Genomic DNA, 15,256 nt, shown 5'->3' with positions numbered 1-15,256 from the left:
CCGCCGTGCCCTGATGGTCACCCGCACTTTTCCGTCAGGTTTCGCAACCAGCCCACAAGAAGCGCACAAAGACATCACTATGTGACACGACGGATGCGTCGACGACTGGCCTCTGAGGGGGATGCCGGCGTCACGCAAGGGGGTGCGTCGGCTCCGGCGGAGCGGTGTCCACCCCTGCCCGTGGGAGGGGACTGCACCGCATGAAGCGGATCACACGCACCGCCGTGCTCACGGTGGGCGCGCTCATCGCTGCTCTCGGCGTGCCGAGCACGGCCGCACACGCCGCCGACGGCTTGCCCCGCGTCGACCTGCGCGTCCTGGTCGTCAGCGACGGAGGTCCGGCCGTGGACGCGATCGCGGCCGAACTGGAGGCCGCCGGCACGCCGTACACCGAAGTGGACCTCACCCGGTCCGACCGCCCCGCCATCGACGCGGGCTTCCTCGCCGACACCGTGGACGGGGGACCACGCGCCAAGTACCAGGCGGTGGTCCTGCCCAACGACAACCCGTTCCCGGCGAACTCGCCCGAGATGACGGCGCTCGCCGCCTATGAACGGACCTACGACATCCCGCAGGTCGACGCCTACACCTACGCGCGTCCGGAGGCGGGCCTGGAGTACCCGGTCGACGGCGGCTACGCCGGCAGCATCGACGGGGTGCGGGCCGAGGTGACCGCCGCGGGCCGGGCGGGCCCCTTCGGCTACCTGGACGGCCAGGTTCCCTTCGAGGACAACTCACCCACCGTGGGCGAGAGTTACGCCTACCTGTCGACACCCGTGGCCGGCGCGGACTTCACCCCGTACGTCGAGGCCGCGATCCCGGGCCACAGCGGGCGGGGCTCGCTGGTGGGGGAGTACCGGCACGACGGGCGGCGGGAACTCGTCGTCACCTTCGTCTACAACCAGTACCAGCAGCAGTTCAGGCTGCTGGCCCGCGGCATCGTGGACTGGATGACCGGCGGCGTGCACCTGGGGGCCTCCAGGAACTACTTCGCCGTGCACGTCGACGACGTCCTCGCCGCCGACGACCGCTGGGACACGGAGCTGAACTGCACCCCCGGCGACGTCGACTGCTCCGAGGGCGGGGGCACACCCGACCCGATCCGCATGCTCCCCGCCGACGTGGACCACGCCACCTCCTGGCAGAACGGGCAGGACTTCACCCTCGACTTCGCCTACAACGCCGCCGGCAGCGTCGACCACCGTGAGGACAACGGCGGAGCCGACGCGCTGGCGGACAGGCTGATCGCCGAGCGCGACCGGTTCCGCTGGATCAACCACACCTACACGCACGCCTTCCTCGGCTGCGAGCAGGACACCACGGTGGTTCCCTGGCGGTGCGCCACCCACGCCGACGGCAGCACCAAGTGGGTCGGCCGCACCACCATCTCCGACGAGATCGCCACCAACCGCGTCTGGGGCCAGACCGCCGGACTTCCCCTGCACGACGACGAGTTGGTGACCGGTGAACACTCCGGGCTCAAGGTGCTGCCGCAGCAGCCCGACGACAACCCGAACCTGGGCCCCGCCCTCGCCGACAACGGCATCACCTGGCTCGCCTCGGACAACTCCCGTGATCCCTCCCAGCGTCGGGTCGGCCCGGCCACGACCGTGTCCCGTTACCCGATGAACGTCTTCTACAACGCCGGGCGGGCAGCCGAGCAGGTCGACGAGTACAACTGGATCTACACCAGCCGCGCCCAGGGCGGAAGCGGCATCTGCGAGGACAACCCGGCCACCACGACGTGCCTGCCGGCTCCGCTGGACACCGCGACGGGATACACCGGGTACATCGTCCCCCTGGAGACCCGGATCGCGCTCGGCCACGTCCTCGCCAACGATCCCAAGCCGCACTTCATCCACCAGTCCAACCTGGCCGAGGACCGCATCGCCTACCCGGTCCTGGACGGCGTACTCGACGGCTACGAGACCCTGTTCGCCGACAACACCCCCGTGGTGAACCTGCGGATGAAGGACATCGGCGTCGAACTCCAGCGCCGCGCCGCCTGGGCCGACGCCCTGCGGGACGGCCGGGTCACCGCCTACCGCACCGGCGGCACGGTGACCGTCGAGGCGCCGGACGGCACGACCGCCACCGTCACCGTGCCCACCGGAACCACCCTCGCGGGCGAAGCGTTCGGTGAGGCCTATGCGGGCCGGGTGTCCGGCTGGACACCGACGGCGGACCGGACCGGCCTCTCCTTCACCCTGCCGGCGTCCGCCACGGACGGTGCCGCCACCGACGGCAACGGACCGGCCCCGGACGCGAAGGCCCCGGCCGTCGAGCCGGCCCCGGACACCCGGGTCCCCGCCGGCGTGAGGGACCACGTCCCGTACACCACGCAGAGCTGAACGGCGCACCGACCCACCCGAGACACCGGACCCGGCCACCGACGCGTGACCGGGTCCGGAACCCGGCCTGCACGACCCTCCCCGCATCCCTCCCCGCACCCGGCCGTGGAGCCCACCGATGTACGTTCACCACGGCGTGCGACGCCCCCGCGCGACGCGCGTCACCCTGCTCACCGAAGGCACCTATCCGCACAGTCACGGCGGTGTGAGCGTCTGGTGCGACCAACTCGTCCGTGGCATGCCCGACATCGACTTCGACGTCCTCGCCGTCACCGGCACCGGCCGCGAACCCGTCGTGTGGGACCTGCCCGCGCACGTCTCGAACGTCCTGACCGTCCCGATGTGGGGAACCCCGCCCGAGGGCCGCCCGCCCGGGCGGCGTCCGCGCGAAGTCCTGGCCGGTGCCTACGAGCAGTTCCTGACGGCACTGCTCGACCCGTGCGCGGAGAGCGGCTTCGCCCCGGCCCTGCACACCATGGCGCGGGCCGCCGCCGACGGAACACTCGGCCCGTTCCTGCGCGGCGACCGGGCGATCGCCGTACTGACCGCCGTGTGGAACCGCCGGGGCCTGGTCGTCCGTGAGGCCCGCCCCACGCTGCACGACGCGGTCACCGCCACCGGACTGCTCGAGCACGCCCTGCGCCCGCTGGCCGCGCCGCTGCCGAAGGACGGGGTCGCCCACGCGGTCAGCGGGGGCGTCGCCGTCCTGCCCGGACTGGCCGCCCTGGAACAGCACGGTGTCCCCCTGCTCCTCACCGAGCACGGCGTCTACCTCCGCGAGCGCTACCTCGGCTACCGCACCGGCCCCTACCGCTGGCCGGTCAAGGCGCTCGTCCTGGGCTTCTTCCGGCTGCTGGCCGAGGAGAGCTACCGCAGGGCCGCCCTGATCACGCCGGGCAACCGCTACAACCGGCTGTGGGAGGAGGAGGGCGGGGCCGACCCGGCGTCGATCCGCACGGTCTACAACGGGGTGGACCCGGAAGCCTTCCCGCCGGCCGGACCCGAACCGGACGCGCCGACCCTCAGCTGGGCCGGCCGCGTCGACCCGATCAAGGACCTGGAGACCCTCATCCGGGCCGTCGCGCTGGTCAGGGCGGAGCGTCCCGACGTCCGGCTGCGGCTGTTCGGCGGGACACCCCGGGGCGGGGAGGCCTACCGGGAACGGTGCGAGGCCCTCGCCGCCGAACTCGGTCACGGGGACGCCGTCACCTTCGAGGGACGCGTCGACGACATCAAGGACGCGTACGCCGCGGGCAACGTCGTGATGCTCTCCAGCATCAGCGAGGGCTTCCCCTTCACGCTGATCGAGGCCATGTCCTGCGGGCGGGCGACGGTGTCCACCGATGTCGGCGGAGTCCGCGAGGCCGTGGGGGACACGGGTCTCGTCGTACCGCCACGGGACCCGGCCGCGATGGCCGCCGCCGCGCTGGAACTGCTCGGCGATCCCGCCCGGCGCGCGGCCATGGGGGAGGCGGCCCGGCTCCGGGTGATCGAGCAGTTCACCCTGCGCCGGACCGTCGACACCTTCCGCGCCATCTACCTGGAGCTGTCCGGCACCCGGCGGCAGCCGGCCGGGGCGGGAACACGGGACGGCGCGGGGACACGGGACGGCGCGGGGACGTACGCACAGCGGCCGGCCGGCCCTGCTGCCGCACCGTCCCCGGACGAGCGCACACAGGTTCCGTCACCCCTGGCGACAAGGAGCGTGGCCGTATGAGCGGCCCCATGGCACTGGAGCCGGGCGGAGCCGAACAGGACACCCTCGCCCTCCGGCCGGTCGCAGCCGCCTCACGGCTGCCGCGGACCCTCCTGGCCGACGACCCCACCCTCGTCGTGCGGTTACCGCGGCCCGTTCCGGACCAGGGGGAGGTGGACCGGCTGGCCGCCGGTCTGGCCGACCGCATCGGCCCCGCCGTCCACCCCTACGAGGTGGCCGCGCTGCTGGAGGCGGAAGGACTGTCCGCGGACGCCGTCCGGCACCGGTACGGCCATCCGAACCTGTTCTCCCTGGCCTCCGCGCTGTACGAGCGCGTCCCCAGGACGTTCCCCGAGCTCGCGCCCGCCCCCGACCCCTGGCGTCCCGACACCGCGCGCTGCCTGCTGCGCGGCGTGCTGTTCGCCCTGCCGGGCCTCGCCTACCTGCTCGCCGCCCCGCTGGGGCAGTCCGCGCGGTACGCCCCCGCCCTCATCGCGGCCGGTGTCGTCTCCTGGGCCTGGGGCCAGGCACTGGGGCACCGCGCCCACCTGCGCCTGGTGACGGGGCGCCACGAGGCGGGCCGCACCCTGCTGGCCGGGGCCGCCCTCGGCGCGGCCCTGGCCACGGCGACCGCGGCCGTGGTGGCCGGCGGCGGAGCGGTCGTCCTGGCCGCCGCCGCACAGTCGCTGTACCTGGCCGCGGCCTCGGCGCTGCTGGTCCTCGCCCGGGAACGGCTGCTGCTGGCAGCCCTGAGCCCCCTGGTCGCCGGCGCCGTACTGCTGCCGTGGTGGGAGCCCGGCCCCGTACTCAGGCTCGGCCTGCCCCTGCTGGCGCTGGCGGCCACCCTCGCCGCCGCCGGCTGGTCGCTGCGGGGCGTGCTCGGCACCCCGCCCGTCCCCGGCGCGCGCCGGCCACCGCTGCCGGCCTCCCTGCCCTACGGACTCTTCGGCCTCGCCGCGGCGTCACTGGTCCTGCTGGAGGGCCGGCAGCACCCGTACGCCGTGATCGTGCTGACCGTGAGCATGGGACCGGCCGAGTGGCTGCTGTACCGCTACCGCGGCTGGTCGGTCGCGGCGCTGCGGGCGACCGCCACGCCCGCCGCCTTCCTCCTGAGGTCGGCCGGCCTCCTCGGTCTCTGCCTGCTCGCCTATCTCCTGCCGCTGGCGCCCGCGGCACTCCTCACCGGAGCCGACCCGGCCGCCCTGCTGCTCCTCGCCGCGACGCTGTGGACGGCCCTGCTGCTCCAGGCGTTCGGCGTCGCCTGGTCCTCCGCCCTGATCTGCCTGACCGCCGCGGGCTGCGCCGCCGCGGTCACCCTGCTGCGCCTGCCACCGGGGCCGGCCGTCCTGCCGCTGTGCTGCGGCGCCGCGGCCCTGTGCCTGTCGGTGTGCGTGCTGCGGCTGCTCGGCCGGCCGGCGGTGCACGCCTGACCGCCCGCGCGCACGACACCACCACCCGCGACCCACACGGCGCCGCCGCACATCGCCCGTTCAAGCAACTGGAAGGACACCCGAGTTGACCTCCGCACCGCTCGCCGCCGTCACCGGGGCCGAAGGCTTCATCGGCTCACACCTCACCGAAGCGCTCGTCGCCGCCGGCCATCGCGTCCGGGCCATGGCCCAGTACAACTCCTTCTCCTCCTACGGATGGCTGGAGACCCTGTCCCCGGACGTCCTGGACCAGGTGGAGATCGTCCTCGGCGACGTCCGGGACCCCGGATCGGTACGCGGCCTGCTCGAAGGGGCCGACCACGCCTACCACCTGGCCGCACTCATCGCGATCCCGTACTCGTACCAGGCGCCGCACAGTTACGTGGACACCAACATCACCGGCACCCTCAACGTGCTCGAAGCAGTACGCCAGTTGGGCACGCCGAGGCTGGTGCACACCTCCACGAGCGAGACCTACGGCACCGCGCGGACCGTGCCGATCACCGAAGACCACCCCATCAACACCCAGTCCCCGTACGCCGCTTCGAAGGCGGGCGGGGACCGGCTGGCCGACAGCTACCACGCGAGCTTCGACACGCCGGTGGTGACGCTGCGGCCGTTCAACACCTTCGGGCCGCGCCAGTCGATGCGCGCGGTGATCCCCACCGTCATCGGCCAGGTCGCGGCGGGGGAGCGCACCATCACCCTCGGCGACCTGCGGCCCACGCGGGACTTCACCTACGTCGAGGACACGGCGCAGGCCTTCCTCGCCGTCGGCACCGCACCCGCCGAGCAGGTCGTGGGCCGCACCTTCAACGCCGGGACCGGCGGGGAGATCTCGGTCGGCGACCTCGTCGCGCTGATCGGCAAGGTCATGGACAGCGCCCTCGACGTACGGGAGGACACGGCACGGCTGCGGCCCGCCAACTCCGAGGTGATGCGGCTGGTCGCCGACGCCACCCGGCTCGCCGACGCCACCGGCTGGAAGCCCGCCCACACGCTGGAGCAAGGGCTCGCCCGGACCGTGGAGTTCTTCCGCGACCCGGCCAACCTGGCCCGCTACAAGACCGGCATCTACAACATCTGACCCGTCCCGCCCGGCCCGCACCACCCGATCCACGTCCGGCACGTCCCCGGGGAACACGAAGGATCCGAAGGAGAAGCCCCATGCACGCAGTGATACTGGCAGGAGGCAAGGGTGTCCGGCTGCGGCCCTACACCACAGCCCTTCCCAAGCCGCTCGTCCCCATCGGCGACCAGCACGCCATCCTGGAGATCGTGCTGCGCCAGCTCGCCACGTCCGGCTTCACCCACTGCACCATCGCCATCGGCCACCTCGGCGAGATCATCCGCGCCTACGTCGGCGACGGCTCCCAGTGGGGCATGGAGATCGACTACGCCACCGAGGAGAACCCGCTGGGCACCATGGGGCCCCTGCTCACGCTGCGCGAGCGGCTGCCCGAGACCTTCCTGGTGATGAACGGCGACGTCCTGACCGACCTCGACTACGCCGACGTCCTGAACCGGCACCGGGAGTCCGGTGCCCCGCTGACCATCGCGACCTACGCCCGCAAGGTCCACATCGACTTCGGCGTGCTGACCACACAGGCGAGCCGGGTCGTGGCCTTCACCGAGAAGCCCAGCATGGACTACCGGGTCTCCATGGGCGTCTACGGGCTGTCCCGCTCGACGCTCGAGGGCTACACGCCCGGCCTCCCGCTGGGCTTCGACGAACTCGTCCTGGACCTCCTCGCCGCCCAGCGCCCGCCGCACGCCTACGAGTTCGACGGATACTGGCTGGACATCGGACGCCCGGACGACTACGACCGGGCCAACGCGGAGTTCACCACCCGCAAGTCCATGCTGCTCAAGGGAGCCTGAGCACCCATGCGCATTCTCGTCCTGGGCCGCACCGGCTACCTGGGCCGTCATGTCGTCGCCCACCTGCGCGGTCTGCCGGACACCCAGCTGCCCGAGGCCGGCCGCCCATCCGCGGGGGCCGGCGCGGGCCTGGGCATCGACCTGGCCGCCGACTCCCCGGACCGGCTGGCCAAGACCCTGGCGGAGGCGGCGCCGGACGCCGTGATCAACTGCGCGGGCGCGACCGGCGGGGACGCGGTCACCCTGGCCGAGGTCAACGCCCGCGGCCCTGCCGCCCTGTGCGCCGCACTGCGGCAGGCCGCCCCCCGGGCACGCCTGGTGCACCTGGGGTCGGCCGCCGAGTACGGCCCGGGGGAACCCGGCACCAAGGTGGCGGAGACGGCGGCGACCCGCCCGCTCGGACCGTACGGCGCGACCAAACTCGCGGGCACGGCGGCGGTGACGGCCTCCGGCCTGGACGCGGTGGTACTGCGGGTGGGGAATCCGGTGGGACCGGGTGCGCCGCACACCGGGCTGCCCGGCAGGGTCGCCGCCCTCCTGCGCGAGGCCGGCGCGCCGACAGGAACGGAGGCGGAGGGAGAGACGGAGACAGGGGGAGGAGCGGTGCTGCGGCTCGGTGACCTGTCCGCCTACCGCGACTTCGTCGACGTGCGCGACGTCGCGCGCGCGGCGGTGCTCGCCGTCACGGCGGCCGGGCCGCTGCCGCCCGTTCTCAACATCGGCGGCGGCGAGGCGGTCCGGGTGCGCGACCTGGTGCGCCTGCTGGCCCGCCGGGCCGGTTTCGGGGGACGGATCGAGGAGGACACGGGAGGCTCGGCCCGCTCGGCGGCGGTGCCGTGGCAGTGCTCCGACATCACGGCGGCGGGCGAGGCACTCGGCTGGCGTCCCTCGTACACCCTCGAGGAGTCACTGGCCGCGCTGTGGGCGGACGGCGCCACGAACACCACCGGTAAGGACACCACCGGTAACGGTAAGCACAGCACCGGCACGGAAGGCGACCGCACGCCGTGAGCCTGCTGATCCCCCTGTACGTCCACCCGGCCGAGGACCCGGGCGCCTGGCACCGGCTGATCACGGCCGCCGACCGTACCTACGCCGTCGTGCTCAACCCCGCGAACGGCCCCGGTGCCGGACCGGACCAGGCGTTCACGGCGGTCGCGGACGCGCTGCGGGCGGCCGGTGCCCGGCTGCTCGGCTACGTCGACACCGACTACGGCGCGCGGGACCCGTCCGCGGTCACCGCCGACGCGCGCCGGCACCGGGAGTGGTACGCGGTCGACGGCTGCTTCCTGGACCGGGTGACCGCGGGGCCGGACGGCCTGCCGGGCTGCCGCAGGCTGGTCCGGTCCCTGCGCCGGACCGGCGCGCGGACCGTCGTGCTCAACCCCGGGGTGGACCCGGCGCCCGGCTACGTCCGCCTCGCCGACCTGACCGTCACCTTCGAGGGCCACTGGTCCACCTACGTCGCCGCGTTCAGCCGCTCCGCCCGGGCGAAGCCGCACCCACCGGAACGGCTCTGCCACCTCGTCTACGGTGTGCCCGAGGCACTCGTTCCCCTGGCCGTACGCACCGCGCAGGACCGCGGCGCGGGGATCTGCGGCCCTGTGACGGGTGAACTGCCCAACCCCTGGGCCACGTTGACCCCTGCCCTGACCGTGACCGAAACCGAGGGGCGGACATGAGCAGGAAGCCTCCGCCCTTCGCGCCCGCGCTGACGGTGCCGGCCGTCCTGGCCGTGCTGGCCGCCGCGACCCTGACCGGGTGCTCCGGCCCGGACGGCGCCAGGGACGCGGACGCCGTCCGGTCGTCCGCACCGCCCCGCACCTCACCGGCCCCACCCGGCAACTCCGAAACCCCCGACCGGGCACCCTGGCGCCCGCGCCCCGGACTCGCCTGGCAGTGGCAGCTCGACGGCAGGGCCGACCCGTCGGCCGAGGTGCCCGTCTACGACATCGACGGCTTCGAGAACACCGCCGCGGACGTGGCCCGCCTCCACCGCGACGGCCGCAAGGTGATCTGCTACGTCAACGTCGGCGCCTGGGAGGACTTCCGGCCCGACCGGGACGCGTTCCCGCGCTCCGTCCTCGGCAGCACCAACGGCTGGCAGGGCGAGCGCTGGCTGGACATCCGCCGGATCCCCGTACTGAAGCCGATCATGGAGCGGCGGTTCGACATGTGCCGGGACAAGGGCTTCGACGCGGTGGAGCCGGACCTGATGGAGGGCTACGACCACGACACCGGGTTCCCGCTCACCGCCGCCGACCAGCTCCGCTACAACCGCATGATCGCGGACATCGCACACGAACGCGGCCTGTCGGTGGGCCTCAAGAACGACCTGCCGCAGATCCCGCAGCTCGTGGACGACTTCGACTTCGCCGTCAACGAGGAGTGCGCGCAGTACGGCGAATGCGCCGAACTCACTCCGTTCATCGAGGCGGGCAAGGCGGTCTTCCACGTGGAGTACGCGGAGCCGACCGGTGAGTTCTGTGCGGAGTCCCGCGAGCTGAAGCTGTCGTCCATGCGCAAGAAGCCGGAACTGGGGGCGTGGCGGGACCCGTGCTGACCCGTCGCGACCGCGCGAAGCGGCCGGCGAAGGAGCAGCGCGCGAGCTGAGGCCCGTAGAACACACGCCCGGGGGGCGGATCGTTCGGTCCGCCCCCGAAGGACAGCGTCACCCGGTGGAGCGTCGTCCAGCCTCATCGGCTACCACGTCGCGGACCGGACTCTCGACGAGGACGCGCTCCACGACCACCCGGCCGCCTCGCTGCCGGAGTACATGCGGCCCGCCGCTCTCGTGCACCTGACCGAACTGCCGCCGATCCACAGCGGAAAGCTCGACGCCGAGGCGCTGCCCGCCGCCCGCCGCCCCGGCGGACTGCCGATCGCATGGGCGGGCGGCGGGAGCCCTCGGTCAGTAGCCGTAGATCATCTTGTAGGCGACCTCGGGGAGGAACTGTCCGGCCGCGGAGCCGGCTCCGACGCCGCAGTTGCCGTCCGACTCGCCCGGGGTTTTGATCCACAGGAGCATCTCGGCTCCTCCGCCCGTCCGGGTGGGCGTGCCGATGCGGCGGCCCGAGGGGTTGCACCACTGTCCGTCGGAGCCGTTGCCGTTGCGACTGGTGTCCACGACGAACGGCTTTGTGTAGCCGAAGCGGGCGCTGAGTTCGCTGTTGACGGCGTTGCCGTAGGCGGTGTTCTCCGCGGTGGTGATGTAGTTGGAGACGTTGAGCGAGAAGCCGTGGGCCTGACGGAGGCCGGCTTCGTGGAGGCGCCGGGCCATGGTCGCCGCGTCGGCCCAGCGCGGGTTGCCGGCGTCCATGTAGACCCAGGTGTTGGGGGCCTGGCGGTTGAACTGGGCGAGGGCGCCTGTGAGCATGCCCTCGCGTTCGTCGATCTGAGCCTGGGTCATGCAGCCGTAGTCCCCGAGGGAATCCGGTTCGAGGATGACGAGGGCCGGGCGGTTGCCGATCCCGCCGGCGAACCGGGCGATCCAGTCGGCGTAGGCGGACGGCGAAGCGGCTCCGCCGGCGGAGTGCCCGCCGCAGTAGTCGCGGTTGTAGACGTTGTAGGCGACGAGGACGGGCAGCTTGTCCTGGTGGTCCGCCGCTCCGACGTAGGCACCCGTGACGGTGCCGATGGTGCCGCTCCAGGAGCCGAACCAACGGGCCATCGGCGTGTTGGCGATGGACGCGTTGATCGCGGCGGCCCGGCCGTCGCCGGGGTTGGCGGCCGCCCACCTCTTCGCACTGGAGTCGGGGTCCACGTAGAACCCACTGGTCATGGTGGTCGGGTCGGCCGCGTGGGCGGACGGCGCGGCGGTGAACGCCAGCGGCAGAGCGAAGAGCGCTGCGGCCAAGGCGCGGAGTCTACGGCGCATGACTGAACCTCGTTCTCCTGGCAGGGATGCGTCGCACGCTCTCGTCCCGAGCGCGCGACGCGCTGAAGAAGTGCGGTGGCACGATCATCTCTGGGAGCGCTCCCACTGGAAGCGCTCCCAATGGCGCGGCGAAACCGTTGGGGTGTGGTCGGTATGGTGTGACGGGGTGATTGAGCTGTCAAGGGTCAACGCGCAAGCGTCTTCACCGACTTGCATGCCCGGGGGTCCGGCGGGGCCAAAAATGGAAGCGCTTCCAGTTGACCGGCCTCTGAGGGTTCTTGCTGGTCCCCTGTCGTCCACCGGGCGGGTGGCAGCGGCATGGGACGAGGTGAGACGCTGCCCGTCCGGTCGAGAGGGAAGGGCTCATGTTTCATGGCAGAGGATGCGCCGCGTCGGCAGTCGACGCTCGACGAGGTGGCCGAACGCGCCGGTGTCTCCCGCTCCGTGGCCTCCCGCGCCCTCAACAACGCTCCGCACGTCAGCCGCGCCAAGCGTGAGGCGGTGGAACGGGCCGTCCGGCAACTCGGGTACGTACCCAATCCGACCGCCCGCGCTCTGGCCACGCGTCAGACGGGAGCGGCCGCCCTGGTCGTCTCGGGAGAGGATCCGTCGATCTTCGCCGATCCGTTCTTCGCCCAGGTGATCGTGGGGGCGTCGGCCGCCCTGGAGGAGGCCGACCTGCATCTGATGCTCTGTCTGGCCGCTTCCGACCGGGGCCGCAAACGGGTCGAGGAGCTCCTTCGGTCCAAGGGTGCGGATGGGGTCATGCTGATGGCGCTGCGCGAGGACGATCCGCTGGCCCGTATGGCCGACGAGGCACAGATGCCCGTCGTGTTCGGTGGTCGCCCGGTCGGTCCGGCTCCCCGGTGGTACGTGGACGTCGACAATGTCGGCGGAGCGCGCGAGGCGACCGAGCACCTGGTCTCGCGCGGCCGGAGGCGCGTGGCCGCGATCTGCGGGCGTCTGGACACCGAGGCCGGGCGCGCCCGGTACCGCGGCTACCGGGACGCCATGCTGGGCGCCGGCCTCGATCCGTTCCCTCCGCGGGAGGGCGACTTCACCGAGCCCAGCGGAGCCGCCGCCATGGCCGCACTGCTGGCGAGCCATCCCGAGGTGGACGGGGTGTTCGCCGCCAACGACAACATGGCGGCGGGAGCGCTGCGCACGTTGCGGGAGGCCGGCCGACGGGTCCCCGCCGACGTCGCCGTGGTCGGCTTCGACGACCTGACGGTCGCCCGGATCGCCGATCCGCCGCTCACCACCGTCCACCAGCCCATAGAGGCTTTCGGACGGGAGATGGCGCGCATGCTCGTCGCACTCGTCAACGGGCGGGACCCCACCCCGCTGATCCTTCCGACCCGCCTGGTCGTCCGCTCCAGCGCCTGACGGCCGTGACCCGGACCCGGCCGTCGACGCGCAGGCCGGCTCGCTGTCCGGGAGGGACAGGGCCGGGCCACGCTGATGGTGGTGTTCCCGTACGCCACGTACAGGAAGTCGTCGCTGCCGGCGAGCACCGAGCGCCCCGGCGCGACGGCAGTCCAAGACCTCGCGTGGTCCGAGGAGGGCAAGCTCGCCAGGCTCACCGAGAACGGCAGAGCCACCGACCACCTCTACGACGCCGCAGGTGAACTGCTGATCCGTAGCACCGCCGGAGGCGAGAGGGTGTTGTACGCCGGGGCCACCGAACTCCACCTGCGCGCCGACGGCACCACCTGGGCCCAGCGCTACTGCACCGCCGGTGGCCAGGCCATCGCCGCCCGCTCCGAAGACATGGTCCCCGCGAGGCCGGACCCCGGTGGTGCGGGTCCGCGGCCGTTCCCGCAGACGGATCTCCATCACGGCGCTGACCTGCTACAAACCCGGCAACCGCTCAAGGCTGATCTACCGGCCGCGCCGTCACGACGGCCGCCGTGACGGGCGCAAGAGCTTCTCCTGGCGCGACTACCGGGACCTGCTGATCGCCGCCCACCAACAGCTCGGCGGCCCGATCGTCCCGGCCCGGGCCGGCGTCCGCCCGGCCCCCGCGGAGGTGGTGGTCCCACGTCGTTCGCGGTCCCGCAGCACCCATTCGCGCAGGGTGGCCCGGTTGATGCCCAGGTCGGCGGCGACGCTCTTGTAGGTCGCGCCGGGTATGGACTCGTACAGGGCCACCGCATCGGCCTTGAACTCGTCCGAGTGGTCCTTCATCGCCATCGGCGGTCATCTCGCTTCCCCCCCGGATCAAGCAGATCCGGTATCAGCGTGTCCACCACTCAGGGGGAGGCTCCCCGCCCCGCTCACCCGAACCCGGAACCCTGGCCGTGCGGAACAGCACCCAGAGCAGCCGGTCGACCGCGGGATCTCCGGACGCGCCAGCACTCGGATGCCTGGGCCAGCCGTGGGCGAGCCTTGCCGACGCCACTCCGGCGGAGGGCTTCACGGCCCGCGCGTTCGGGGTCTCGCTCGTGCCAGCGAGACCTGGTGTCGGCAGGTGGGAGCGCCCGTATGCTGGCCGTGTACCACATGTCGGAGTCACACCGCGGCTGCCGGGCGGACGAGGAGGTGAAAGGGAATGAGCGTTGCCCTCGACCACACAGGGCCCTGGACCGTCGCCGACGTCCTCGCCCTGCCCGAAGACCGCACCACCCGCTATGAGCTGCTGGGGGAGTCCCTCGTAATGTCCCCCGCTCCCGGAGTTCGCCATCAGCGGGCCTCGTTCCGCCTCCACGTCGCCCTGGACGCGGCCGCCCGGGCCGTCGGCGCACCGGTGGAGATCCTGGAGGGCGTCAATGTCGTCCTGCCGTCGGGCCTGGTCGTTCCTGACTTGGTTGTGGCCGACGCCGGCGCGACCGCCGAGGACCCCGTCACCGTCGACATCGAAGCGGTCCAGCTTGTCGTCGAACTCGTCTCCCCGGGCAACAGCACCATGGACCGCAAGGTCAAGCCCATGCTGTACGCCGAGGCAGCCATCCCGCACTTCTGGCGACTCGAGTTCGACCCCGCCCCCATGCTCGCCACCTACGAGCTGCAGGGCGGCCGGTACGTGGAGCAGACGACTGCACTCCCCGGCGCGACCACGCACCTGGACGCCCCGTTCCCCATCGCAATCGACCCCGCTGGACTCGCACGACAGTAGATGCCGTTTGACAGCAACGCTGACGGCAACCGGACCCGCCAACGGCGTACACCAGCGGACTTCCACGGACTCACCGAACGGAGCTGACCTGCGAAAACGCAGGTGAAAAGGGCCCGCCCAGCACACGTACCATGTGCTGGCGGGGGAGACGCCGGTACTCGTCCACGATTCGAATGGGGTCTGCGGCACAAACCTGACACGAGGTGAAAAGGTTGCTGCTGCTACGGGCGTCGATGATCTGTCACCAGCGTTGCGTAAGAGCCTCACTGGCTTCATGAAGAAGAGTCCTGGGGATGCCGAATTCCGCAGATCGTTCGCCTCCCCGGAGGCGGTGCGGAATTCTACTACAAGGTCCCCGGAAGGGTTCCCGGGTCGTACGCGATGTATCGGAAGCGAGTAGATCCTGAAGGGGTCACGGAGTTGGCTTGCAAGACGACCTTCCTTCCTGATGGCAGCATTGCGCACATCGAGTTCACGTGAGGATGAGGTCCATGGGATCGGATGCATGCCAGCTCTGACCAGCCTGCTTCGCTGGGAATCGTCACTGGATGGCCTGATCGACGCCGCCAACCGATGCGATCGACACGAGGGGCCGTCTGTACGCTTGGGTCGTGATGCCGTGAGAGAGGTTCTACAGCGGTGTACCTCCGGAGAGATGGACGTTCTCAAGTTGCCGCGATGGGCTGAGGCGATTCACATGCTGGAGCGTGTCGAGATCGACGAAGTGGACGTTGAGATGCTGACTCAATTCCTCTTAGAGGTGTCGAGTCCTGAACTGTTCGAGCCGATCACCGTTGACGTATGTCAGCGATGGATCAGCCGAATGGAACATGCATAGTACTCTGCTCACGCAAAAACCTGGAGGCCCGGACGGAGGAGATTCCGACCGGGCCTCCAGGGCGTTTG

13 protein-coding genes and 2 pseudogenes are annotated in these 15,256 nt (G+C 71.8%); 13 read left to right on the top strand and 2 right to left on the bottom strand.

What is annotated here, in order from left to right; all coding sequences use genetic code 11:
- Positions 1 to 200: 200 nt before the first annotated feature.
- The 8 genes from ACFWVE_RS19560 to ACFWVE_RS19525 all read left to right on the top strand — a co-directional run bounded on the left by ACFWVE_RS19560 (position 201) and on the right by ACFWVE_RS19525 (position 9,921).
- Positions 201 to 2,351 (top strand): hypothetical protein, encoded by a 2,151-nt coding sequence (locus ACFWVE_RS19560; protein WP_384015546.1) that lies wholly within the window; start codon positions 201 to 203, stop codon positions 2,349 to 2,351.
- A 118-nt stretch (positions 2,352 to 2,469) separates the two neighbouring features.
- A complete protein-coding gene (pelF, locus tag ACFWVE_RS19555) occupies positions 2,470 to 4,068 on the top strand; it encodes a GT4 family glycosyltransferase PelF (protein ID WP_384015545.1) in 1,599 nt (532 codons plus the stop codon).
- Positions 4,065 to 5,477 carry a hypothetical protein gene (locus tag ACFWVE_RS19550; RefSeq protein WP_384015543.1) on the top strand — a complete coding sequence of 471 codons (1,413 nt, stop codon included), beginning with the start codon at positions 4,065 to 4,067 and terminating at the stop codon, positions 5,475 to 5,477. Before pelF ends, ACFWVE_RS19550 begins: the two co-directional genes overlap by 4 nt.
- An 85-nt stretch (positions 5,478 to 5,562) precedes the next feature.
- Positions 5,563 to 6,564, top strand: a complete 1,002-nt coding sequence (locus tag ACFWVE_RS19545; protein WP_384015541.1) for a GDP-mannose 4,6-dehydratase — start codon at positions 5,563 to 5,565, stop codon at positions 6,562 to 6,564.
- An 80-nt stretch (positions 6,565 to 6,644) separates the two neighbouring features.
- Positions 6,645 to 7,358, top strand: coding sequence for an NDP-sugar synthase (locus tag ACFWVE_RS19540; RefSeq protein WP_384015540.1), 714 nt, complete (start codon positions 6,645 to 6,647; stop codon positions 7,356 to 7,358).
- A 6-nt stretch (positions 7,359 to 7,364) separates the two neighbouring features.
- Positions 7,365 to 8,369, top strand: a complete 1,005-nt coding sequence (locus ACFWVE_RS19535; protein ID WP_384015538.1) for an NAD-dependent epimerase/dehydratase family protein — start codon at positions 7,365 to 7,367, stop codon at positions 8,367 to 8,369.
- A complete protein-coding gene (locus ACFWVE_RS19530) occupies positions 8,366 to 9,040 on the top strand; it encodes a spherulation-specific family 4 protein (RefSeq protein ID WP_384015536.1) in 675 nt (224 codons plus the stop codon). Before ACFWVE_RS19535 ends, ACFWVE_RS19530 begins: the two co-directional genes overlap by 4 nt.
- The gene (locus ACFWVE_RS19525) at positions 9,037 to 9,921 is read left to right on the top strand and encodes an endo alpha-1,4 polygalactosaminidase (RefSeq protein WP_384015534.1); all 885 of its coding nucleotides are present in this window, start codon (positions 9,037 to 9,039) and stop codon (positions 9,919 to 9,921) included. The genes ACFWVE_RS19530 and ACFWVE_RS19525 overlap by 4 nt, the downstream gene beginning before the upstream one ends.
- A 348-nt stretch (positions 9,922 to 10,269) precedes the next feature.
- Here the strand turns inward: ACFWVE_RS19525 and ACFWVE_RS19520 are convergent, their stop codons facing one another.
- Entirely contained in the window at positions 10,270 to 11,235 is a 966-nt protein-coding gene (locus ACFWVE_RS19520; RefSeq protein ID WP_384015532.1) for a glycoside hydrolase family 6 protein, read from the bottom strand.
- A 372-nt stretch (positions 11,236 to 11,607) separates the two neighbouring features.
- Here ACFWVE_RS19520 and ACFWVE_RS19515 point away from each other — a divergent pair, with 372 nt between their 5' ends.
- The 3 genes and pseudogenes from ACFWVE_RS19515 to ACFWVE_RS19505 all read left to right on the top strand — a co-directional run.
- Positions 11,608 to 12,621 carry a LacI family DNA-binding transcriptional regulator gene (locus tag ACFWVE_RS19515; protein WP_384015530.1) on the top strand — a complete coding sequence of 338 codons (1,014 nt, stop codon included), beginning with the start codon at positions 11,608 to 11,610 and terminating at the stop codon, positions 12,619 to 12,621.
- A 126-nt stretch (positions 12,622 to 12,747) separates the two neighbouring features.
- Positions 12,748 to 13,005 (top strand): annotated as a pseudogene (locus ACFWVE_RS19510) (hypothetical protein); the annotation flags it as partial.
- 25 nt (positions 13,006 to 13,030) lie between these two features.
- Positions 13,031 to 13,228: pseudogene (locus tag ACFWVE_RS19505) on the top strand (IS630 family transposase); the annotation flags it as partial.
- Here ACFWVE_RS19505 and ACFWVE_RS19500 read toward each other — a convergent pair.
- Positions 13,177 to 13,422, bottom strand: a complete 246-nt coding sequence (locus ACFWVE_RS19500) for a transposase (RefSeq protein ID WP_384015588.1) — start codon at positions 13,420 to 13,422, stop codon at positions 13,177 to 13,179. The pseudogene ACFWVE_RS19505 and the gene ACFWVE_RS19500 sit on opposite strands and share 52 nt — an antisense overlap.
- Before the next feature lie 364 nt (positions 13,423 to 13,786).
- On the opposite strand from ACFWVE_RS19500, the gene ACFWVE_RS19495 reads away from it, so the two are divergent.
- Together ACFWVE_RS19495 and ACFWVE_RS19490 are read left to right on the top strand one after the other, a co-directional pair.
- Entirely contained in the window at positions 13,787 to 14,350 is a 564-nt protein-coding gene (locus ACFWVE_RS19495) for a Uma2 family endonuclease (RefSeq protein WP_384015528.1), read from the top strand.
- Between the two features lie 505 nt (positions 14,351 to 14,855).
- Positions 14,856 to 15,188: a hypothetical protein gene (locus tag ACFWVE_RS19490; RefSeq protein WP_384015526.1), complete on the top strand. Its 333-nt coding sequence runs from the start codon at positions 14,856 to 14,858 to the stop codon at positions 15,186 to 15,188.
- Positions 15,189 to 15,256: the final 68 nt, after the last annotated feature.

It is taken from the genome of Streptomyces sp. NPDC058632, from assembly GCF_042717095.1.
Taxonomy (GTDB): domain Bacteria; phylum Actinomycetota; class Actinomycetes; order Streptomycetales; family Streptomycetaceae; genus Streptomyces.
Note: the sequence above shows the minus strand (reverse complement) of the source record. Positions and strands in the feature narration are given on the sequence as shown.

What these genes read in the sequence shown, in the direction of transcription:
- ACFWVE_RS19560 (WP_384015546.1), top strand. Translation starts at nt 201, where the DNA reads ATGAAGCGGATCACACGCACCGCCGTGCTCACGGTGGGCGCGCTCATC.
- pelF (WP_384015545.1), top strand. Translation starts at nt 2,470, where the DNA reads ATGTACGTTCACCACGGCGTGCGACGCCCCCGCGCGACGCGCGTCACC.
- ACFWVE_RS19550 (WP_384015543.1), top strand. Translation starts at nt 4,065, where the DNA reads ATGAGCGGCCCCATGGCACTGGAGCCGGGCGGAGCCGAACAGGACACC.
- ACFWVE_RS19540 (WP_384015540.1), top strand. Translation starts at nt 6,645, where the DNA reads ATGCACGCAGTGATACTGGCAGGAGGCAAGGGTGTCCGGCTGCGGCCC.
- ACFWVE_RS19535 (WP_384015538.1), top strand. Translation starts at nt 7,365, where the DNA reads ATGCGCATTCTCGTCCTGGGCCGCACCGGCTACCTGGGCCGTCATGTC.
- ACFWVE_RS19525 (WP_384015534.1), top strand. Translation starts at nt 9,037, where the DNA reads ATGAGCAGGAAGCCTCCGCCCTTCGCGCCCGCGCTGACGGTGCCGGCC.
- ACFWVE_RS19520 (WP_384015532.1), bottom strand. Translation starts at nt 11,235, where the DNA reads ATGCGCCGTAGACTCCGCGCCTTGGCCGCAGCGCTCTTCGCTCTGCCG.
- ACFWVE_RS19515 (WP_384015530.1), top strand. Translation starts at nt 11,608, where the DNA reads ATGGCAGAGGATGCGCCGCGTCGGCAGTCGACGCTCGACGAGGTGGCC.
- ACFWVE_RS19500 (WP_384015588.1), bottom strand. Translation starts at nt 13,422, where the DNA reads ATGAAGGACCACTCGGACGAGTTCAAGGCCGATGCGGTGGCCCTGTAC.
- ACFWVE_RS19495 (WP_384015528.1), top strand. Translation starts at nt 13,787, where the DNA reads ATGAGCGTTGCCCTCGACCACACAGGGCCCTGGACCGTCGCCGACGTC.
- ACFWVE_RS19490 (WP_384015526.1), top strand. Translation starts at nt 14,856, where the DNA reads ATGCCAGCTCTGACCAGCCTGCTTCGCTGGGAATCGTCACTGGATGGC.